Raw genomic sequence first — 18,851 nt, 5'->3', positions numbered from 1 at the left:
CGAGTTTGCCCGGCTGGGAGAATGGGGAGTCACGCGTGATTTTCGCGAGATGACGATGGAGAGGACGGGCGGTGCTGAGGGTATCCGAGGTTCTTCGCCCGCTCATCCTCCCGGTCTACCTGCCCACCCTGGTTCAGTCGATGGGCATGACGGCCATGCTGCCGATCATCCCGCTGATCGCTTTGGAGCTCGGCTTCTCGGTTTCCCAAGCAGCCGCGGTCACCCTGATCGGGGGAGTGCTCGGTGTCCTGGGCCCGATCCCGGTGGGTCGCCTCATGGGCCGCGTCGGTTCGCGGCGAGCCATCATCGCCACCGGGCTCATCCAGATCGTCACCGCTGTGGGGGCCTTCGCCCTGGTGCGTGATGCCTTGGCCGGGCCTTCCGGCGCAACCCACCAGGTGGCGTTCCTCGGAGTGCTGACCGTGCTTGGCCTCACCGACCAGTTCTGGATCATCGGCCGGCAGTCCTATCTGGGAGCACATCTTCCGCCACAGCATCGGGCCCGTGGCATGTCGATCTTCGGCGGCATGTTCCGCATCGGGCAGATCCTGGGTCCGGCTGTGGGTGGAGCGGCGATCGCCGTCGGCGGCCTGCCGTGGATCTATGTGGTCCACGGGGTCGGTATGACGCTCGCCACCGTCCTGGTCGCCTGGGGCATGCTGCCCGGTGACGAGGCACAGCAACGCGCCGACGTCGGAGGCGCCGACGCCCAACCGGTCGATGTGCTGTTGATCGTCAAGGCCGGGCTGGCCACGGTTCCGTTGACCATCGGCAGGTTGGCGCGTCCGCTGATCATTCCGTTGTTGGGTGCGTCGATGGGCGTCGACGCCGCGACGATCTCGTTCGTGTTCGCCGTGGGTGCTGCGATCGAGATCGCCATGTTCCTGCCGGCCGGGGCGCTGATGGATCAGTTCGGACGCGCCGCGGTGCTCGTGCCCTGCCTTGCGGTGATGGGACTGGCCTATGTGTTCACCGCGGTCCTTGTCTGGATGATCCCGGCCGAGCAGCATGCCACGGCGATCCTCACCGCCAGCACCATCGCGATCGCCCTCGGCAACGGATTCGGGGCCGGAATCGTCATGACGCTCGGCATCGACATATCGCCCGAGCAGGGCCGGACCCGTCATCTCGCGGCTTGGAACGCCATGCAGGGCTTCGGCCGCCTGCTCGCTCCCGCCGTGGTCTCGGGGGTGACGGCCATCGCGACGCTGGCGGCCGCCTCGGCGGTGACCGGCTCCCTGGCGGTGATCGCGTCGATCTGGGCGTTCATGTTCATCCCCGGGGTGACCCCGCGTCCGCCACGGGGGCCGTTCAGTGATCGCGGTTACTGACGACCGGCCCGTGATCGCACCGGCCACATGGCTGCGTCTGCAGTGTGGCCGCGTCTGTAGTGTGACCGCATGGATACTCCGCGCGCCCTGACATGGATCACCCGCTTGATCGAGGCGGACACGGTGAGTCGTGATCCGAACCGTCCGGTCATCGACATGGTCGTGGCCGAAGCCGAACGGCTCGGGCTGGTCCATCATGTGCTGCCCCACGCCACCGATCCGGGAAAGGCCAATCTCGTGGTGACCGTCCCGGCGTATGACGGGGCCACCACGGGTGGCATCGTTTTGTCGGGGCATTCGGATGTGGTGCCCGTCGAGGGCCAGGAGTGGGCCTCCGAGCCGTTCGCCCCGGAGATCCGGGATGGCCGGTTGTACGGGCGCGGGTCGGCCGATATGAAGGGCTTCATCGGCATCTGCGTCGACCGGTTGGCCGATATGGCCGCAACACCTTTGTCCGAGCCCATCCATCTGACCCTCACCTACGACGAGGAGGTCGGGTGCCGCGGTGGGGATGTGTTGGTGAAGGAGATCGCCGACCTCGGGATCGCGCCGCGCATCGCCTTCATCGGGGAACCATCGATGATGGAGGTCATCCGGGGGCACAAGTCGGTGAACTGCATGGAGGTCACCTTCCGGGGTGTCGCTGCGCATTCGTCGTTGTCGCCACGAGCGGTCAATGCAGTGGAGCATGCGGCCTCGTTCATCACCCGGGTTCGGGAGCGGGCCGATCGGTGGCGCACCGAGGGGCCCTTCGACCACGAGTTCGTCATCCCGCACACCACCGGTGGGTCCAATCTCGTGCGGGGCGGGATCGCGTTCAACACCGTCGCGGAGGAATGCCGCGTGCTGGTGGACGTGCGCTCCATTCCGGCGGAGGGGCCGCGGGAAGACATCATCGATGAGATCCGCGGGCATGCATCACAGATCGAACAGGCGATGCAGGCCGAGGATGCCTCGGCGTCGGTCACCTTCGAGGTCCTGGCGTCGGTGCCGGGGCTCGACACGGCCCCCGGCTCGCCGGCCACGCTCATGGCCCACGAGCTCGGTGGCATTCCATCGGATGAAAAGGTCACCTACGCCACCGAGGCCGGGCAGTTCTCCGAGTCCGGTGTGGACGCCGTCATCGTCGGCCCCGGTGACATCGCTGACGCGCACACCGCCGATGAGTCAGTCGCGCTGGAACAACTCATGGCCTGTGAGGCCTTCATCGACAACCTGGTCGCGTCACTGCGCGTGGAGAACGGGGCGGGGTGATTTCGGCGTCGCCCAAGGAGTAACCTGCGGGCGCCCCGCCAGAGGGAACCGGATGGGGCAATGGGTGGACGATCCGAAGAAGGCAGGGTATGGGCTGGTCAGACAAGCTGTGGACGGCATCGATCACGGTGGCTCCCGAGCTTCGCGCGTCCCAGCCGTCATGGCAGCGCAGGGCCATAGCAGTCTGTCAGAGCAGGGCGTTCGAGATCCTCGTCATCTCGGTGATCGTGCTGAACGCGGTGACCATCGGTGCCCAGACCTACCTGGAGGAGGGATCTTCCGCACTACAGGTCCTCGAGGTCTTGGACTGGCCGATCGTGGTGTTCTTCGGGCTCGAGCTGCTGGTGCGTTTCACCGCGTACGGGTTCAACCCGCGACGCTTCCTCGCGAACCCGTGGAATGTGTTCGACACCATCGTGGTGGTGGTCGCGGGACTTCCGCACATGGCCCAGCACGTGACGGTGTTGCGTGCGGTGCGATTGCTCCGCGTGGCACGTCTGTTGCGGATCATGCCCGATGTGGCGGTGCTGATGGAGGGGATCCGACGCGCGATCGCACCGGCTTTCAGCCTGGGCAGCATCATCGCCCTCGGCACCTACATCTACGCGGTTCTGGGCTACCTGCTGTTCGCCGACGCCGTGCCCGAACGCTTCGGAGACATCGGCGAGGGCATGCTGACCCTGTTCGAACTCCTCACGCTGGAGGGATGGAACGACATCCTGCACGATCTGCGTGACGCGTCGCCCTACGGGCTGTGGTACACGATCGCCTTCGTCATCTGTGCCACCTACGTGGTGGTGAACTTCGTCGTGGGCGTCATCATCACCAGCCTCGAGGACGCCTACGAGGCCCGCCGCGGCGTCAGCGAGGAAGACGTGATGGAGATGCTGCAGAAGATGGACGTCAAGATCGACTCCCTGCAGAACGAGGTCGACCACCTGCGCCGCGAGAGGCCGGAGGCCTGAGTCGAGGCCGGGCTGGCCCAAAGGGTCAGGCGACCTCGTCGTCTGCCAGGGCGATCAGCCGATCCAGCACTTTGCCGCCATGGGAGCGCAGCCCGTTGTGCTCGAACTCACTGGTGATCCACGGGCGGATCCCCTGGATCATCGCCGCGGTCTCCAACGACATCTCCAGTGGTACGTACGCATCGGTGGTGTACACCGACGCAGCCACCGGCACGGTGTTCTGCGCCAGGCGCTCGGGGAAGTACAACTGCGGCCAGGAGTGCTGCGCCAGACCAGCGGCGACCTCCGCATAGGGCGCCAACTCCGAGTCGACCTCGGCCATCCACGGGTAGACGTGCTCGGCGGTGAAGAGCGTCAGGTCTTCGGTGAAGTCGTCGGGCTGGACGCGGTGGGCGGCCCACTGCGTCGCGACACCGTCGGCCATCGAGGATTCGTGCAGCACGTAGTACAGCGGGTTGCGTCCGCTGAACGGGAGCAGGGCGCGCAGGTCGTGGCGGAACTGTGACGACCGCGGATCACGCTGCAGGAGGTAGTGGATGTCCTCCGCGCCGGGAAGAGCGCCGAGCCGTAGACCGATGGTGCGGAACCACTCGGGCGTCACTCGGTCGCCGGCGGGGGTGTGGATCTCACCTGCTGCGCACAGGTCGATGATTCGACGCATGCGCTCACGGTCGGCGGGAAATCGGTCGTAGTAGCGGGCGGAGCGCTCCCGCATGATGTCGAAGGTGGTGCGGTAGATGTCATCGGCGGTGTGCCCGACCGGCGTCAGCCCACCGGTGATGTACGCCGACGCCAGACCCTCGGGCGCCACCGAGAGGTAGTGGATGGAGGTGAACCCGCCGAATGATTGGCCCAGCAGGCTCCACTTCTCCACACCGAGGGCCTCGCGCATGAGTTCGCAGTCCTTGACGATGGCGTCGGCGCGGAAGTGAGTCAGGTATTCGGTGGCGTCCTCGACGCTGCGGCCCTCGAGGGTGTGTGGGCCGATGGGCGTCGACTGCCCGGTGCCACGTTGATCGAGCATGAGGACGCGGAAGTCCTGCAGAGCGCGGGGAAGCCAACTCGGTGACGCCGGATCGCCGGTGGGTCGGGGCGCCTCGTTGCCCGGGCCACCCTGCAGGAACACCAGGAAGGGGAGATCGCGCCCGTCGTGACGGGCGACCTCGCGGGCGAAGAGGGTGATCTGCTCACCGTCAGGATCTGCATGACGCAGTGGAACCTGCATCTCGTGATCGACCAGAACCAACCCGGGTACACGTGTCTCCACTGACTTCATGGCCCCACGGTAGACCCGCGCCGAGACGTGGGTGACACGGGGCTGCCACCTTGACGTTGTGCCGTGTCTGCGCGGCACAACGTCGAGGTGGGGTGGGCGGACGGTGGGTGCGCGGTCGAACGAGGCCAATTAGTTACACATGTAGAGTGGTCATATGAGCAGAGTGGAGCCGAAGTGCCCGGTGCGCCCCGGAGATCCGTGCAGCCTCTGCTACCCGGGAGCAACGGGACCGCAGGACTGCGGCCTGGTGTGGTTGGTGCGGCAGGACCCCGAGCTCGTGGAACGACTCAACGAGATCCGCGCCGAACAGCGTCGGGAGTCCACGGCGAGGTGAACCCCCGACGCCGCGGGTTCACGCTCCGCTGACCTCACTGGTGGCGATCAGCTGGAAGAACGCGCCCTGAGGGTCGGCGACCGTCGCAAGCCGGCCGAACGGGGACTCCTCCGGCCCATCGAGCACCTGCCCGCCGAGTTCGCGCACCTTCTCGAGCGCCGGATCGAGACTCTCGATGTTCAGGTAGATGCGCCAGTAGTTGTTGGGACGTCCCGGCGTCGGTGCACCGGGGTTCTCACCCCACATGAGCACATTGCAGACGCCGAACTTGGTGGCATCCCCGGTGCCGTTGGTCACGTAGAAACCTTCGGATTCGGGCATGGGAACGAACTCGGCGTCGAAGACCTTCGTGTAGAAATCTACGGCCCGGTCGAAGTCGGAGGTCATGAGCTCGAACCACACCGGTGAGCCGGGCGCTCCGGTGAAGTCGTAGCCGCTGAGCTGGTTCGGCTCCCACATGCCGATCGGCGTCCCGGATGGGTCGACCACCATCGCGAAGCGTCCGGCATCGCCAACCTGACCGGGTTCGACGATCACGGTCGCGCCGTTCTCGCGGGCCTTGTCGAGTCGGACTTCGAGATCGTCGACGCTGAGATAGAGGTCCCACACGCTCGGGATCTCGCCGCCCTCGGGGCAGGTCATGCCCGAGGTGTCCATGGCGCCACCGATGACGGCGCCGTTGTTCTGGATCATGGCGTAATGGTGGAACTCCGGGCCGGAATCCTCGAAGTCCCAGCCGAACAGTCCTGCGTAGAAGGCATTGCTGGCGGTGAAGTCGTTGGACCCGAAATCGAGCCACACCGGTGTGCCGACCGGCTGATGGGTGTTGGTCATGATGTCTCCTCCTGCGATTCGCGTGGGCCGGGGCTCACCGGCCGGTTGATCTGGCCGGTCAAGTCGGCCTGGTCTGTTGGTGGATGTACAGGTGTGGTCGACGCTACGCACTGCTCGGCGTCGGTGATTGTCCGATCGTGCGGCCTGCGTCGGATGTAGGGAAGGTCAGGTGCGGCAGAGGGATGGAAGGGCCGAGAGCAGGGGTGGGCTGGTCGGTCCGGCGAGCGCGAACCTCAGCGTCGCGCGTCCCGGGGCGGTGATCGGTTCACGGAGCCGGGCGACGAGGGGACGTGTCGGCGTCAGGTGATCGCGGGGGCCGGCATGGGTGGGGACGGCGAATCCCAGGAGCCAGGGGGCGCCCGGGCAGAGCGGGAGGACGACATGATCGGCGTCGGTCACCAGCGCACCGGCGTTGGGCAGCCCCACCGGAACCGGTGCTGAATACCAGCCGACCCACAGCGCCATCTCGCCCGGCGGTCGCGTTCCCGCGGGAACGTCCAGATGCACTGTTACCTCCGTGTCGATATCGCCGCTGATCCGGAAGGGGCGGGGCGGTCGGTCGGCCACACGGTCGGCGAGTTGCCGCAGCCCACCGGGGGTCACCCCCACGGTGGACTTGAAGCGTCGGCTGAAGCTCGACAATGAATCGAAACCCACGGCGGTGGCCACATCGATCACCGCAGCGTCGCCGTCCAACAGCAGACGCTTGGCGGCATCCATCTGCAGGGCGGTCACGAAGTGGCCCGGGGAGATGCCGGTGGCTGCGGAGAACAGTCGGCTGAAGTGGAACGGGCTGTAACCGACATGGGCGGCCAGATCCGCGACCGTGACACCTTCGGTTGCACGTTCCCGGGCGAGGTCCAGCGCGTCGGCGATGAATGGGGACTCCGTCGGCTGGACCATCGCCGCATCACACCCTGTCGGCGAAGGCTCGGAAGAACACGGGCTGGTCCTTGGTGGAGGACGCCTCGTCGTGGCGGTACCCCAGCTCGCCGAAGTCCTTCAGCTGCGAGAGCCTGCGCACGCGATGCGTCACGAGCCAGGCGGCCATGGCGCCACGGGCGCGCTTGGCGAAGAACGAGATGACCTTGCGTTGACCCTTCTCGTTCTCGTCCTCGAAGCGGGGTGAGATCACCGGGGCGTCGAGTTCGGCGGGCCGTACGGCGCCGAAGTATTCGTTGGAGGCGAGGTTCACCACGGCGTCGGCGCCGGGGGAGTCGGCCAGATCCTGACGCAGGAGCTCGGTGATCCGGCTGCCCCAGAAGGCGTACAGGTCCTTGCCGTGCTCGGTGGCCAGCTTCGTTCCCATCTCCAGGCGATAGGGCTGCATCAGGTCGAGCGGACGCAACACCCCGTACAGGCCCGAGAGGATGCGTACGGTCTTCTGTGCCTCGGTGAAGTCGCGTTCGTCGAACCGGTCGGCGGCGTCCAGGCCCTGATAGACGTCCCCACTGAACGCCAGGATGGCGGCTCGCGCGTTCTGCGGGGTGAACGGGGTCTGGAACTCGGCGTAGCGCTGCGCATTGAGGGCGGCGAGTTCGTCGGAGATGCTCATGAGCTTGGCGATGTCGCCCACCGATTTGGTGCGCAGCGCCTCGATGAGTTCGTTCGAATCGTCGAGCATGCGCGGCTCGGAATGCTTTCGGGTGGCGAGCGCCGATTCGAAGTCCAACGATTTCGCGGGAGAGAGCAACGTCAGCATCGGTCCAACCTACTCAACTCGCGGCGCCGGCGGCGCTGGAGGACGCCGCGGCCCTGGCTGACTGGATCGCCTTGTAAGCGGCCTCGGCCGCCCAGTTCTGCTTGCGGAGTTCCTTCGCACGTTTCTTCATGGCGCGACGGTCCCCGCGTCGAACGATCCGATGGGTGATGTTGAGTGCGGAGAGGACGCCGATGAGCGATGCCGTGGACGGATCGGGGGCCTCACCGTCGACGAGAGCACGGTGCAGCCGGACGTGCGCGTCGAGCTCGGGGCCGGGATCCACCTGGATGTAGCGGGTGTAGGGGAAGCCGAGGAATTTGTGTTGCTCGGGGCGCAGGACTCCGGCGTCCACCAGACGCTGTTGCAGGGGCTTGCGTACGTGACGGTAGAGGCGGCTGATCGTCGAGGAACGGAACCGCGCGTTCTCGCCGAGCCGCCGCAGTGCGTCGTCGAGGAGGTCGTTGCCGGTGGGGGAGTCGTCCACCACGATGACGCGGTTGGCGCGCACGCCCTGCTCGCCCTTCTCGGTGAGACGGATGCGCCCCATCAGTGCCAGATCGGCCAGGACGGCACCGGCGAGCGCGTAGTCGATGAACGACCCGGTCATGCGTCCGGTCTCGTCGTCGGTGAGGAGGAGCAGGAGGTCCTCGGCGATCATCATGTCTGCAGCCTACTGGCGTCCCGGGCGCCAAGGAACGAGGTGCTGCCGGACTGCATGTTTCACGGATCGGCATGGGACCGACGCGGCCCGGCGCGGGGCGCGCTAGCCTCCGGAGGCCACCGGATTGCGGTGCGGCGTGGGTCGCGAGGGGAGGAGAGTCGGTGCTGGGAGTGCTGATGACCGCCGCGATCGCGGCGTCGATGGTCTACAGCCTCGCCATGCCCGTCCTGCCCCTGTTCCCCGACGAGTTCGGGATCTCTGCGGGAAGTGCCACGTGGATCGTGTTCGTCAACTCCCTCGCCGGGGCGGTCCTGACGCCCGTCATCGGCCGACTCGGGGACGTCTTCGGCCCCAAGCGGACACTGTTGGGCGCCATGGCGTCGTTGACGGTCGGTTCCCTGATCTGCGCGGTGGCGCCGAATCTCGGGGTCATGCTGGTGGGGCGCGTGTTGCAGGGGGCGGCGAACAGCTCGGTGCCGCTCAGCATCGGCATCGCCCGACGCGTCCTGCCGAACCATCGGGTGCCCGGGGCCACGTCGTTGTTGAGCGCGACGCTCGGTATCGGCAGCGGCTTGGGGGTGACGCTGGCGGGCGTTCTGCTCATGGTCTGGGAGTGGCGGTCGGTGTTCGCGTTCACCGCGGGCCTGGGGTTGTTGGCCTTCGTGTTGGTGTGGGTGAAGATTCCGGCGGATTCGGGCGGGCGCGATGGCCGCATCCACGTGGGTGGTGCCATCGGGTTCGCCCTGGCCCTCGGGTTGTTGATGGTTCCCATCAGTGAGGCTCCCCGGATCGGGGTGGGACATCCGATGGTGTGGGGGCTGTTGCTGGGCTGCGTCGGTGTCGCGGTGCCGTGGGCCATCAGTCAGTGGCGCGCGAAGGATCCCCTCATCAATCTGCGTACCGCGCGGGTGCCGTGGGTCGCCTTCGGCTATCTGTTGAACTTCATCACCGGGTTGGGGATCTTCCTGAGCCTGCTCACCTCGGTGCTGCAGGTACAGGCCCCGCGCGACCTGCCGTACGGACTGGACCACAACACGCTGGTGGCCGGGCTCAGTCTGCTCGGTGGCAACGCCGCGATGCTGCTGGCGCCCCGTCCGACCACGTGGGCGAGTCGCCGGTTCGGCACCGAGAAGGTGCTCGGCACCGGTCTGCTGATCGTGGCGCTCGGGTACACCTACCGGATCGTTTTCCGGGGGCAACTGATCGAGATCATCCTCGGGTACGCCTTCGTCCAGTTCGGCCTGGCGATCCTGATGTCCGGGCTCGCACTGTTGTTGGTGACGCATGCGCCCCGACGCGAGACCTCCACCGTGCAGGGCGTCGGCACCACGTCACGCATGGTCGGGATGGGCGCGGCCGGTTCGCTGTATGCCGGGCTGATGGTGCAGGGGAGCGTCCTGATCGACGGGCGGTCCTTCCCCACCGATCAGACGCTGATCATCGCCTTCGCCGGGGTCGCGGTGGTCATGGCTGTGGCCGGGGTGGTGATGTTCATCGCGGGGCGTCGCCGTTGCGGCGCGTGAGGTTGGCTGCTGTGGCGCTTGGTTCACATGGGTGAGTTGCAGAACAGTGGGACGCCGGCCCGGCAGCCGATGTCCTGGTCGAAGTAGGGCTGGGTGTGGCGGAGCACCAGGTGGCTGCGGCCCGGGTCGAGCTCAGAGGCAGCTCCGGCCACGAGTTCCTTGGTGTCGAAGGCATCGCTGGCGGCATGGCTGGGGAGGGACTCGGTGAGCATCCAGCTGTCGGCGACCTCGTCGGTGTTGGCGGCCTGATCGGTGACGAACATCATCGATGGCAGGTTGGGTGCCACTGGCTTGCCGGTGGCATTGGCCAGTGCGTCGGGGTAGGTGAGCCCGTAGCGGGGGTCTCCGGCGGGCCCAGCCTGGGGCGTCAGGGCGACGTCGTCGGGAAGCTCGTAGAAATCGAGTGTCGTGAACTGGCAGTTGTAGTGGAAGGAATCGGCCAGGACGCCCTTTGGCTCGGTCCAGCACATGGAGTAGGTCAGCGATTTGTTGGGACGCTGGTCGTCGAGCATGGAGCCGACCGGTCCGCGCGTGACACCGAGGGAGTTCTCGAATGCGGGCAGGGCCTCTTCTCGAGCAGCCTGGGCCTGTTTGGGCATGGTCCGGTTCAGGTGTGCCTTCTGTACCTGTGGAGCGATGATGATGAACAAGATCCCGGCCACGAGGATGAGTGCGGAGGTGATGAGCATGATGCGCATCCACTTTCGGCGTCGGGGGCGGTGTCCGGGATTCCCCAGAGTGTCGGAGGTGCCGGGGCCATCGCCCATACCGATCTCATCAAGACTCACACAGCCATCCTGCCTTCCGGTGCCAACCGGAGACAATGGAGGGTATGCAACGCCCTGAGCTCATCGCGACCGATCTGGACAACACTCTCCTGCGCACCGACAAGACCGTCAGTGATGTGACCCGTGAGGTGATCGCACGTACCGTCGCGGCCGGGGTTCCGGTGGTTCCGGCGACTGCCAGGCAGCTCAAGAGCGCCCGGGTCATCGCCGCTCATGCCGGGATCTCGGGGCCGGTGATCTGCAGCAACGGGGCGTTGGGTGTCGATCTGCGCACCGGCGATGTGTTGTTCACACAGCCTCTCGAAGCCGCCACGGTGCGTGATATCGCCGAGACAGTGCGCGCGGCCAATGCCCAGGTGCTGTTCGCCTGCGTCGGCCCTGTCGGAGAGTGGTTCCGGGCCGAGCCCGACTATGTGGAGATCGCCGAATACACAGATCATCACCGGCGTATGGATGAGATGAAGATCGTCGACCTCGACGGGATCATGGCCGAGGATTGTTCGAAGCTCGTCCTTCGGCACCCCGGTATGGGGGCGCAGTCCCTGTTCGAGCTCGTCGAATCACTCGACCTTCCCGAATGCCAGATCACCACCTCGGGGGCGCCGTTCATTGAGGTCACCGGGCCGGGCGTCACGAAGGCCTCGGGGCTGGCGCTGCTGTGCGAGAGGCTCGGCGTGGAACGAGACCGCGTCTGGGCCTTCGGCGACGCCGCGAATGACGTGGACATGCTCATGTGGGCGGGAGTCGGCTATGCCATGGCCAATGCGGTTCCCGAGGCGCATGCGGTAGCCGACCGAACGGCGCGGAGCTGTGACCGCGATGGTGTTGCCGAAGTCCTCGCTGAAATCTTCTGACCGGCCCTGTCGCCACAGGAGTCATCGCCGCAGGAGTCATCGCCGCAGGGGCCGACTCCTGCCGACGACCTGGGCCGCCGCATGACAGGTTCGGTGTGTTGTTGGGCCGGGCGCGGCACACTGGAGACATGACGATCACTCCAGGCATCCATGAGATCGGGCCGGATCAGGGCGATCTGCGGCTGCACACAACTTGCAGGGGAGCGATGGCCCGGATGGGCCATGACCTCACCCTCGGCGTCGACACGTGGAGAGCGAAGCTCGACGCGGGCGAGACCGTTGACGCGTGCGCCCTGCGAGTCACGGCCGACCTGACCACTTTGCGGGTCGTCAGCTCCTCCGGCGGAGCGAAGCCGACCACAGAGGAGGACCACGAGCAGATCATCGCGAATGCCGCCGACAGTCTCGGTGTCGCCACCCATCCGCAGCTCACCTACGTCTCCACATCGATCGGTGGCACATGGGATGCGGGACGCGTCGACGGGCAGCTGACGCTCCACGGCACCACGGCGCCGCAATCGTTCGACGTCAGGGCCGACGGCGACGCCCATGTGCTGACCGGAACCATCACGCAGAGCCACTTCGGCATCAAACCGTTCAGCGCGATGATGGGGGCACTCAAGCTCGCCGATGAGGTTGCGGTGGAGGTCCGCGTCGTCCTGTGAACGGTGAGATGCGCGCATGAGGTTCTGGCGGGGGCGCGCGTACGTCATGGTGAGCGCTGACGGTTACGTCGCGCGGACCAACGGCGATGTGTCGTGGCGGACACAACCACCCGCGCTCGGCCGTCGGCATGAACCGGGGATGGGGAGTCGCGCGGCGCACGAATGGGGCACGTTCCATCCGGTGATCGACCACGTCGTGATGGGGCGAGGCAGCTACGAACGGCGTCACGAGTTGGGATTGTGGTGTCGGGACGCCGAGCCGGTCGTGCTGTCCGCCTCGATGCCCGATGGGCAGGGAGTTCCGGTGGTGCGCTGTGTCGACGAGGCAGCCGCATGGCTGAACCGTGTGCGGGCCCGTGAGGTGTTCGTGCAGGGAACCACGGTGTTGCCGGCATTTCTGCGGCGGGGCTTCGTCGACGAGTTGACGATCGCCACGATGCCGGTGCTGTTGGGCGGCGGGATCCCGCTGCTGGCGTCCGACCGGGATGTCCATTTGGAGCTACGCGCCACCCACGGCACCGAGGCCGGTGTTGTGCATGCGACCTATCGGGTGCTGTAGTCATCGCGTGCTGTAGTCGGCCTCTGCGCGGGCTGGCGTCGCCCGGGAACGCACGACGCCCCGGTGCGGCCGGGGCGTCATGGCTTTGGTTTCTGCGTGATGTGGCTCAGGCGTGGCCGTCGGCGGGCTGGGTGCCCGGCTGCACGGTCCACTCCGGTGGGACGTCCTTGCCCGACTCCTCGTCGGCCTCGGAGTCCTCGAAGGTCGGATGGACGATTCCCTGGGCGTGGTGCACCGGGGCGTAGACGGTGTAGAGCTTCAGCGGCTCGTCACCGGTGTTGATGACGTCGTGCCACATGCCGGCCGGTACCTGGATGGACCAGTCGTCCTCCACGTCCTGCTGGAAATCGAGGTTGTCCTCGGCCGGACCCATGACGCACTTGCCCTTGCCCGCCTCCAGGCGCAGGAACTGGTCGGTCTCGGGGTGAACCTCCAGGCCGATCGAGCCGCCGACAGGGATGGTCATCAGCGTCACCTGAAGGTACTTGCCGGTCCAGACGGTGGTGCGGTAGTTCTCGTTCGCGAGCGTCTCGGCCTCGATGTCGAACGCGTGCGGCTTGGGGCCGTTGTCATGAATGGCCATGACTCCTCCTCGTGGTTCCTCGTCGTGCTGTTCTCGTCACCCAGTTCAACACGTGCCGCGCGCGGTTTGTTCCCGGGGGCGGGCGGGCCAGCGTCGAATCATCCCCAGGGCGAGGGCCTGTACGGCGATCAGACCAGCGCCCCAGAGGACGTCGGGCCAACCCATGGGATGCCCCGCTTGCAGGGTGCCGATGGCGCTGCCCACCGGATAGAACAGGGGCCACAGGATCAGCAGGTTGCGGACCGTGGCGAACGCGACGGCATAGACGATGGCGAACCCGCCGAAACCCAGAGCCGCGGTGAGAGGCACCGAGCCCACATGCTGCAGGGCGAATCCCGCCGCGGTGAGCACGATGGCCGGCAGCCAGCCGAACGCGCGTTCCCATCGGCCGAACAGCCAACCGAAGACGAACAGGGGTTCCCACAGCACCAACAGGTTCGCCAACAGGTGGGGAGTGGCGGCCGTACCGTGTACCTGGGTCAGTTGCAGAAGGTAGGGGACCGAGCCGATGCCCAGGACGGCGGAGACGATCAGCGCAACGACCCAGAAGCGTCGGCGCACACCCAGACCGGCCCAGCCCTCACCACGGCGGAACACCACGATGGCCGGGATGAGCGTTCCGACGATGACCACGCCCACGGCGAGGAACCATTCGTTCAGCGTCGTACCGGCCCAGTAACACCCCCAGAACACCAGCAGGGTCACCGCGGCGACGGCGGTGTCCCAGCCGGGGCGCCAGGTGATGGCACGGCGTCTTGAAACCCTGTCCTGTCTTGAGCCCTGGCTCTGTCTGGTTCTGTGGCGCGGCATCCGGCCCAAGCATTCCCCCATGGAGCCATTGTCGTCGACCCGCCGGTCACCCCCCTCGATCAGGGCTCAGCGGGCGTGCTTGCGCCGTTGGCAGCGCGGGCACCAGTACATGTTCCGGCCTTCGAGGACGCCGGCACGGATGTTCGTGCCACACACCAGACAGGGTTGCCCCTCGCGCCGATACACGTACACCTCACCGCCGTGCGCGTCCTCGCGTGCAGGGCGCTGTTGGGCCTCGGGGGAGTGCTCGGGGCGCACCGTGTCGATACGCCCGTCCCGGACCCCGTCGGCCATGAGATCGACGAGGTCGTGCCAGATGACGTCCCAGGTGTGATGGCGGACCTCCCTGCCGGGGGTGTCGGGCCGCAGGCCATGTCGGAACAGCACCTCGGCCCGGTAGATGTTCCCGACGCCCGCGGCGATGCGCTGGTCCATCAGCAGCGCCGCGATGGATTTGCCGGAGCGGCGGAGGCGCTCGAATCCCTGTTGGGGGTCGGCATCGGTACGGAGGGGATCGGGGCCCGACTCGGTCAGGACCTTGTCGCGCACCGCGACACTGACCGCCCGGCACCACTGGGGTCCGTGGAGATCGGCTGCGTGTTCGTCATCGGAGATCCGCAGACGCACCACACCCCGCGGCGGGGCAACAGGTGCCAGACGGAGTTTCCCGATGAGGCCGAGATGGATGTGGACCCACGCCGGCTCGGTCGTGTCGAAGCGGATGAACAGATGCTTGCCGATCGCCTCGGACTCGAGGAGGCCGGTGCCGTCGAGCAACGCTGCTTCGTCGGCGAAACGTCCCTGCGGTGAGGTCACCGACACGGTGTGACCGCCGAACCGGCCGGTGAGAGCAGCAGCGAGACGATGGATCACATGACCTTCGGGCATGGTGGTCAACCCTATCTACGGGCGGTATGCATCGTTAGGCTCGCGTCATGCAGGAGATCACCGTTCCCGATGGCCCGCCGGAGTGGCAGGAGTTTCGCAGGGCGCGCGAGGCCGAGTTGGCGTCGCCCTATGGATGGCTGACCCTGACCCGGTTCGACTGGCTGCCCGAATCCGACGCGACGCTCCCCGGACTTCCCGGCACATGGCACAGCGATGGTGAGAATGCCTACGTGACCGCTGCGGCGGCCGACGGACTCGAGCGTGATGGTGAACCGGTCGACGGCACGGACGAGTTCACCGTCGCCGAGACCGGCCGGGCCCATTGGCTCACCACGGCCGATGGTCAGCACATCGAACTGTTGCGTCGGGGCGGGCGTCTGGCCATCCGGGCACGCGCCGAAACCTCCGAGAAACGCGAGAACTTCCGCGGCGTGCCGACGTACCCCCACGATCCGGCATGGGTCATCGAAGGGAAGTTCCATCCCTATCCGGAGGGCGCCATGACGGAGGTCGGAACCCACCGGCCCGAACTGCGCCAGCGGCTCAAGGCCCTGGGCGAGGTGACCTTCACCGCCGGTGGGAAGCCGCAGAAGCTGCTGGTCACCACGATCAAGGCCGGGGCCAGCGTCGAGTTCCACGACCCCACCAATGGTGAGGAGACACCTGCCTGGCGGCAACTGAAATTCGATGACCCCGACGAGAACGGCCGCGTCATTCTCGATTTCAACCGCACCATCGACATGTGGTTCGCCTTCACCGACCACTGCACCTGCCCGCGCCCCAGCGAAGGAAACACCATTTCGGTGCCCGTACGGGCCGGGGAGAAGAAGCCGCTCTGATGTCGGGGTGGCAGGGCGCCGCTTCCTGAGATGGTGTGACGGCCGGGCGTGCGCCGTCGATGCGTGTTGCTGATACATGCGTGTGGGTCCGGGATGGTCCCCTAGCGTGTGGTCATGCAACCCACATGCGATCTGTACGACGAACATCTCGACGCCCTGGAAGTGCTGGCCCTCCCGTGGCGGGACTTCGGCGGCCGCACCAGTTTCCATGGTCCCGCCCAGACGATCCGTTGCTTCAATGACAACACCACCGTGCGCTCCCAGCTGGAGGCGCCCGGCGAGGGACGGGTGCTGGTCGTCGACGGTGCCGAATCCATCACGCACGCTCTGCTCGGTGACCGTCTCGGCGAGCTCGCGGTCGCCAATGGCTGGAGCGGACTCGTCATCGCCGGCGCCGTGCGCGACACCGACGCCCTCGCCGCGCTCGACCTCGGCGTGAAGGCCCTTTCCGCCGTGCCGCGTAAATCCCGCAAGGAGGACAGCGGTGTCGTGGGTCAGACCATCGTGGTCGGAGGTGGTCGGGTGTCACCGGGGGACCTCGTCGTCGTCGATGCTGACGGCGTAGTGGTGCTTCCGCCCGATCTGCGCTGACGCTGCCCCGCTTCCACCTCGACGTTGTGCCGCGTCTGCCCGGCAGAAGGTAGAGGTGGGAGTGGAAACAATGCGTCTCTTGACGCCTGCTGGCCCCCTTGACACAATAATTCCGGAATTACGGAAATCGTAAAATTGTGGAGGTTGGTGTGGGGGAGCCAAGTGCCGACGCGCGATTGACGGCGCTCGAACAACGCATGGATCGCCTCGTCGAGCTCATGGAGGGCGCGGGATCTGCGGGGCGCCGGGGCGCCCCCACGGATGGCCGCACTGATACTGATACCGGGAGCGGCGTCGATCCAGAGGGCGAAGGGGCGGGGCCCCGACGCAGGGGAAGGGCTCGGTGGTCTGCCGCCACTATGCCGGGGAGCGGTTCCCACGCGGCGGACCCTTCGACCGTCGACATGCACGATGCCTTCTGGGCGCTCAATCGCCTCAAGGGCCGGTATCCGTCGCCCGGGGCAGTGGCCTACACCGGCTCGGTGGACATCGGCGTCGGACACGTGGAATACCAGTGGGATCGCCACACCGACGACATCCTCGACGCCGACTGGGCCGACCGTGCCGAGCGGGTCGCCGCGCTGGGCCACCCGGTGCGGTTGGCGATGCTGCGTCTGCTGCTTGACGCCGAGCACACCGTCGCTCAACTCGTCGATGAGTTGGAGCTGGCGTCCACCGGCGTCGCGTATCACCACCTGAACCAGCTTCAGGCAGCCAGTTGGGTGGCCTCGCCGAAGCGGGGTGTCTGGGCGGTTCCGGTCTCGCGGATCGTGCCGTTGATGACCATCATCATCGCGTTCGAGGAGGCGTGATGGGGCCCCTTCGGAGCGATCAGGACACGGTGTTGGCGCGGCGCCACTCACGCAGATCGGTGTTGCTCGCGGCCGGGCCCGCTCTCGCAGCCGTCGGGCTCGTCGGCGTCGGCTATGGCCCGCGTCACATCGGGTTGGGGGAGCCCACCGGAGACCGTGCGCTCGCCGACGCCCTGCGGCCGCACCTGCGTGGTCGACACCATGTCGCAGTGGCGGTCCTCGAGCCGGGCCGTACCCGGTTCGCCGGTTTCGGGGCCGATGAGCACACCGAGTTCGAAGTGGCCTCCATCTCGAAGACCTTCACCGCCGCCACCACCATGGACGCCGTTGAGATGGGAGCGGTCACTCTGGACACCACCGTGGCCGACATCCTCGGAGCCCGTGCTTCCGGGAGCGCCCTGGCCGACACCACGTTGGCCGACCTCGCTTCGCACACCGCCGGGCTCCCCAGCACCGACCCGCGTCAGATCATGCGGACGCTGACCGCAGCGTTCCTGCGTAAGGACCCCTACCGCGGCTCCTCGGAAGAGGTGATCGACATCGCCCTCGGTGCGGAGCTCCAGACCCCGGGCGAACACTCGTACTCCAACCTGTCCGTGGCGGTTCTCGCGCATCTGGTGGCGAAGGCCACCGGCATCCCCTGGGTGGAGCATCTGGCGATGATCACCGAGCGGCTCGACCAGACGAACACCTGGGCACCCCTCACGCAGGACCGATTGCCCGCCGACGCTCCGCGTGGTCACGACGCTGCGGGCCGGGCGGCCCAGCCATGGGTGATGCAGGGGTGGGCGCCCGCTGGTGGGGTGCGTTCCACCGCTGCTGATCTCGCACGCAACCTTCGCTCGATGATGGACGGCAGCAACCCGGGCTCCCGTGGCCTCGATCCACTGGTGCGCAGGGACGGTGGGCGCACCGTGGGGGTGTGTTGGAGCACCGACCCGCTCGAATCGGGCGGCACGCTCACCTGGCACAACGGGATGAGCCACGGCTTCACCTCGTTCCACGGCTACACCGATGACGGGCGAGGTGTGGTGCTCCTGGCCGACAGCGTCCCCGACCTGGATGCCCTCGCCCTCGACATCATCGAGCAGAAGGTGGCGGTCTGATGGTCGTGTTCATGTATGTGATCGGGGCCCTGTGCGCGCTGGCGGTGCTGTGGCGATCGTGGCGGCTCGTTTCCGTTCGTCAGTCGCCGAAGGCGGTTCTGGGCCGCGGTCTCGGATTGGGCGGGATACTCGCGCTGATGGGGCTCGTCGGGGTCATTCCCGCAGCGGTCTGGTTCGTGTGGTGGGCGTTGGTGGTGGCAGCCGTGGCTGCGATCTGCATTGCTGCATGGCATGCGGCACAGGGGCCGGGTGATGAGGGTCCGAGTTCTGCGCGGGTCGGGGCTGAGCGCTCGGGAACTGGAGGCCCGGGAACCGGCGGCTCGGGAACTGGGGGCCCGGGAACCGGGCGGGGAAGCGCCGAGCAGGCGGGGCCGCCGTGGTGGAAGGTCGCCGGCGATGGGGCCCTCGTCGTCGCTCTGATCGCCGTCGCGTTCATCTCGGGCTGACCTGACGCTGCCCCGCCTCCACCTCGACGT

General features: G+C 67.0%; 22 protein-coding genes. 13 read left to right on the top strand and 9 right to left on the bottom strand.

The window, feature by feature from the left end; all coding sequences use genetic code 11:
- Positions 1-71: 71 nt before the first annotated feature.
- The 3 genes from FB460_RS06550 (at position 72) to FB460_RS06540 (ending at position 3,550) form a co-directional block, all read left to right on the top strand.
- Positions 72-1,331, top strand: a complete 1,260-nt coding sequence (locus FB460_RS06550; RefSeq protein WP_142093223.1) for an MFS transporter — start codon at positions 72-74, stop codon at positions 1,329-1,331.
- 69 nt (positions 1,332-1,400) lie between these two features.
- A complete protein-coding gene (gene argE / locus FB460_RS06545) occupies positions 1,401-2,585 on the top strand; it encodes an acetylornithine deacetylase (protein ID WP_142093222.1) in 1,185 nt (394 codons plus the stop codon).
- Positions 2,586-2,674: 89 nt separating this feature from the next.
- Positions 2,675-3,550: an ion transporter gene (locus tag FB460_RS06540; protein ID WP_142093221.1), complete on the top strand. Its 876-nt coding sequence runs from the start codon at positions 2,675-2,677 to the stop codon at positions 3,548-3,550.
- 25 nt (positions 3,551-3,575) lie between these two features.
- Here the strand turns inward: FB460_RS06540 and FB460_RS06535 are convergent, their stop codons facing one another.
- Positions 3,576-4,826 carry an alpha/beta fold hydrolase gene (locus FB460_RS06535; protein WP_142093220.1) on the bottom strand — a complete coding sequence of 417 codons (1,251 nt, stop codon included), beginning with the start codon at positions 4,824-4,826 and terminating at the stop codon, positions 3,576-3,578.
- A 154-nt stretch (positions 4,827-4,980) separates the two neighbouring features.
- On the opposite strand from FB460_RS06535, the gene FB460_RS06530 reads away from it, so the two are divergent.
- Positions 4,981-5,160: a DUF6767 domain-containing protein gene (locus tag FB460_RS06530; protein ID WP_142093219.1), complete on the top strand. Its 180-nt coding sequence runs from the start codon at positions 4,981-4,983 to the stop codon at positions 5,158-5,160.
- Between the two features lie 18 nt (positions 5,161-5,178).
- Here the strand turns inward: FB460_RS06530 and FB460_RS06525 are convergent, their stop codons facing one another.
- The 4 genes from FB460_RS06525 to FB460_RS06510 form a co-directional block, all read right to left on the bottom strand.
- Entirely contained in the window at positions 5,179-5,994 is an 816-nt protein-coding gene (locus FB460_RS06525) for a VOC family protein (RefSeq protein ID WP_142093218.1), read from the bottom strand.
- Between the two features lie 165 nt (positions 5,995-6,159).
- Positions 6,160-6,897 (bottom strand): helix-turn-helix transcriptional regulator, encoded by a 738-nt coding sequence (locus FB460_RS06520; protein ID WP_142093217.1) that lies wholly within the window; start codon positions 6,895-6,897, stop codon positions 6,160-6,162.
- 7 nt (positions 6,898-6,904) lie between these two features.
- Positions 6,905-7,696 (bottom strand): peroxide stress protein YaaA, encoded by a 792-nt coding sequence (yaaA, locus tag FB460_RS06515; protein ID WP_142093216.1) that lies wholly within the window; start codon positions 7,694-7,696, stop codon positions 6,905-6,907.
- A 13-nt stretch (positions 7,697-7,709) separates the two neighbouring features.
- Entirely contained in the window at positions 7,710-8,357 is a 648-nt protein-coding gene (locus FB460_RS06510; RefSeq protein WP_142093215.1) for a GOLPH3/VPS74 family protein, read from the bottom strand.
- Positions 8,358-8,518: 161 nt separating this feature from the next.
- Here FB460_RS06510 and FB460_RS06505 point away from each other — a divergent pair, with 161 nt between their 5' ends.
- Positions 8,519-9,880: an MFS transporter gene (locus tag FB460_RS06505; protein ID WP_170209975.1), complete on the top strand. Its 1,362-nt coding sequence runs from the start codon at positions 8,519-8,521 to the stop codon at positions 9,878-9,880.
- A 23-nt stretch (positions 9,881-9,903) separates the two neighbouring features.
- Here the strand turns inward: FB460_RS06505 and FB460_RS06500 are convergent, their stop codons facing one another.
- Positions 9,904-10,668 carry a hypothetical protein gene (locus FB460_RS06500; protein ID WP_142093213.1) on the bottom strand — a complete coding sequence of 255 codons (765 nt, stop codon included), beginning with the start codon at positions 10,666-10,668 and terminating at the stop codon, positions 9,904-9,906.
- A gap of 44 nt (positions 10,669-10,712) precedes the next feature.
- Here FB460_RS06500 and FB460_RS06495 point away from each other — a divergent pair, with 44 nt between their 5' ends.
- The 3 genes from FB460_RS06495 to FB460_RS06485 all read left to right on the top strand — a co-directional run bounded on the left by FB460_RS06495 (position 10,713) and on the right by FB460_RS06485 (position 12,746).
- Positions 10,713-11,522: an HAD family hydrolase gene (locus FB460_RS06495; protein ID WP_170209974.1), complete on the top strand. Its 810-nt coding sequence runs from the start codon at positions 10,713-10,715 to the stop codon at positions 11,520-11,522.
- A gap of 128 nt (positions 11,523-11,650) precedes the next feature.
- A complete protein-coding gene (locus FB460_RS06490; RefSeq protein ID WP_142093211.1) occupies positions 11,651-12,187 on the top strand; it encodes a YceI family protein in 537 nt (178 codons plus the stop codon).
- A gap of 16 nt (positions 12,188-12,203) precedes the next feature.
- Positions 12,204-12,746, top strand: coding sequence for a dihydrofolate reductase family protein (locus tag FB460_RS06485; RefSeq protein WP_142093210.1), 543 nt, complete (start codon positions 12,204-12,206; stop codon positions 12,744-12,746).
- Positions 12,747-12,852: 106 nt separating this feature from the next.
- Here FB460_RS06485 and FB460_RS06480 read toward each other — a convergent pair whose 3' ends face one another.
- The 3 genes from FB460_RS06480 to FB460_RS06470 form a co-directional block, all read right to left on the bottom strand.
- Positions 12,853-13,329: a cupin domain-containing protein gene (locus tag FB460_RS06480; RefSeq protein ID WP_142093209.1), complete on the bottom strand. Its 477-nt coding sequence runs from the start codon at positions 13,327-13,329 to the stop codon at positions 12,853-12,855.
- Between the two features lie 45 nt (positions 13,330-13,374).
- Positions 13,375-14,034 (bottom strand): hypothetical protein, encoded by a 660-nt coding sequence (locus tag FB460_RS06475; protein WP_142093208.1) that lies wholly within the window; start codon positions 14,032-14,034, stop codon positions 13,375-13,377.
- A gap of 171 nt (positions 14,035-14,205) precedes the next feature.
- Positions 14,206-15,027, bottom strand: a complete 822-nt coding sequence (locus FB460_RS06470) for an Fpg/Nei family DNA glycosylase (protein ID WP_142093207.1) — start codon at positions 15,025-15,027, stop codon at positions 14,206-14,208.
- Positions 15,028-15,074: 47 nt separating this feature from the next.
- Here FB460_RS06470 and FB460_RS06465 point away from each other — a divergent pair, with 47 nt between their 5' ends.
- The 5 genes from FB460_RS06465 (at position 15,075) to FB460_RS06445 (ending at position 18,821) form a co-directional block, all read left to right on the top strand.
- Positions 15,075-15,866, top strand: coding sequence for a DUF1684 domain-containing protein (locus FB460_RS06465; protein ID WP_142093206.1), 792 nt, complete (start codon positions 15,075-15,077; stop codon positions 15,864-15,866).
- 114 nt (positions 15,867-15,980) lie between these two features.
- On the top strand, positions 15,981-16,457 hold the full coding sequence (rraA, locus tag FB460_RS06460; RefSeq protein ID WP_142093205.1) for a ribonuclease E activity regulator RraA: 477 nt from the start codon (positions 15,981-15,983) through the stop codon (positions 16,455-16,457).
- A 404-nt stretch (positions 16,458-16,861) separates the two neighbouring features.
- Positions 16,862-17,269, top strand: coding sequence for an ArsR/SmtB family transcription factor (locus FB460_RS06455; RefSeq protein ID WP_211345856.1), 408 nt, complete (start codon positions 16,862-16,864; stop codon positions 17,267-17,269).
- Positions 17,269-18,375 carry a serine hydrolase domain-containing protein gene (locus tag FB460_RS06450; protein WP_170209973.1) on the top strand — a complete coding sequence of 369 codons (1,107 nt, stop codon included), beginning with the start codon at positions 17,269-17,271 and terminating at the stop codon, positions 18,373-18,375. The genes FB460_RS06455 and FB460_RS06450 overlap by 1 nt, the downstream gene beginning before the upstream one ends.
- Positions 18,375-18,821: a hypothetical protein gene (locus FB460_RS06445; RefSeq protein ID WP_142093203.1), complete on the top strand. Its 447-nt coding sequence runs from the start codon at positions 18,375-18,377 to the stop codon at positions 18,819-18,821. Before FB460_RS06450 ends, FB460_RS06445 begins: the two co-directional genes overlap by 1 nt.
- The last annotated feature ends 30 nt before the right edge of the window (positions 18,822-18,851 follow it).

The sequence above is a fragment of the Propioniferax innocua genome, assembly GCF_006716235.1.
In the GTDB taxonomy this organism is placed as follows: domain Bacteria; phylum Actinomycetota; class Actinomycetes; order Propionibacteriales; family Propionibacteriaceae; genus Propioniferax; species Propioniferax innocua.
This window is presented reverse-complemented; position numbering and strand designations above follow the sequence as displayed.

Coding starts and splice junctions, on each gene's coding strand:
- FB460_RS06485 (WP_142093210.1), top strand. CDS start 12,204: ATGAGGTTCTGGCGGGGGCGCGCGTACGTCATGGTGAGCGCTGACGGT.
- FB460_RS06480 (WP_142093209.1), bottom strand. CDS start 13,329: ATGGCCATTCATGACAACGGCCCCAAGCCGCACGCGTTCGACATCGAG.
- FB460_RS06540 (WP_142093221.1), top strand. CDS start 2,675: ATGGGCTGGTCAGACAAGCTGTGGACGGCATCGATCACGGTGGCTCCC.
- FB460_RS06465 (WP_142093206.1), top strand. CDS start 15,075: ATGCAGGAGATCACCGTTCCCGATGGCCCGCCGGAGTGGCAGGAGTTT.
- FB460_RS06445 (WP_142093203.1), top strand. CDS start 18,375: ATGGTCGTGTTCATGTATGTGATCGGGGCCCTGTGCGCGCTGGCGGTG.
- FB460_RS06495 (WP_170209974.1), top strand. CDS start 10,713: ATGCAACGCCCTGAGCTCATCGCGACCGATCTGGACAACACTCTCCTG.
- FB460_RS06520 (WP_142093217.1), bottom strand. CDS start 6,897: ATGGTCCAGCCGACGGAGTCCCCATTCATCGCCGACGCGCTGGACCTC.
- FB460_RS06510 (WP_142093215.1), bottom strand. CDS start 8,357: ATGATGATCGCCGAGGACCTCCTGCTCCTCCTCACCGACGACGAGACC.
- FB460_RS06490 (WP_142093211.1), top strand. CDS start 11,651: ATGACGATCACTCCAGGCATCCATGAGATCGGGCCGGATCAGGGCGAT.
- FB460_RS06535 (WP_142093220.1), bottom strand. CDS start 4,826: ATGAAGTCAGTGGAGACACGTGTACCCGGGTTGGTTCTGGTCGATCAC.
- FB460_RS06455 (WP_211345856.1), top strand. CDS start 16,862: ATGCACGATGCCTTCTGGGCGCTCAATCGCCTCAAGGGCCGGTATCCG.
- argE (WP_142093222.1), top strand. CDS start 1,401: ATGGATACTCCGCGCGCCCTGACATGGATCACCCGCTTGATCGAGGCG.
- yaaA (WP_142093216.1), bottom strand. CDS start 7,696: ATGCTGACGTTGCTCTCTCCCGCGAAATCGTTGGACTTCGAATCGGCG.
- FB460_RS06450 (WP_170209973.1), top strand. CDS start 17,269: ATGGGGCCCCTTCGGAGCGATCAGGACACGGTGTTGGCGCGGCGCCAC.
- rraA (WP_142093205.1), top strand. CDS start 15,981: ATGCAACCCACATGCGATCTGTACGACGAACATCTCGACGCCCTGGAA.
- FB460_RS06470 (WP_142093207.1), bottom strand. CDS start 15,027: ATGCCCGAAGGTCATGTGATCCATCGTCTCGCTGCTGCTCTCACCGGC.
- FB460_RS06530 (WP_142093219.1), top strand. CDS start 4,981: ATGAGCAGAGTGGAGCCGAAGTGCCCGGTGCGCCCCGGAGATCCGTGC.
- FB460_RS06525 (WP_142093218.1), bottom strand. CDS start 5,994: ATGACCAACACCCATCAGCCGGTCGGCACACCGGTGTGGCTCGATTTC.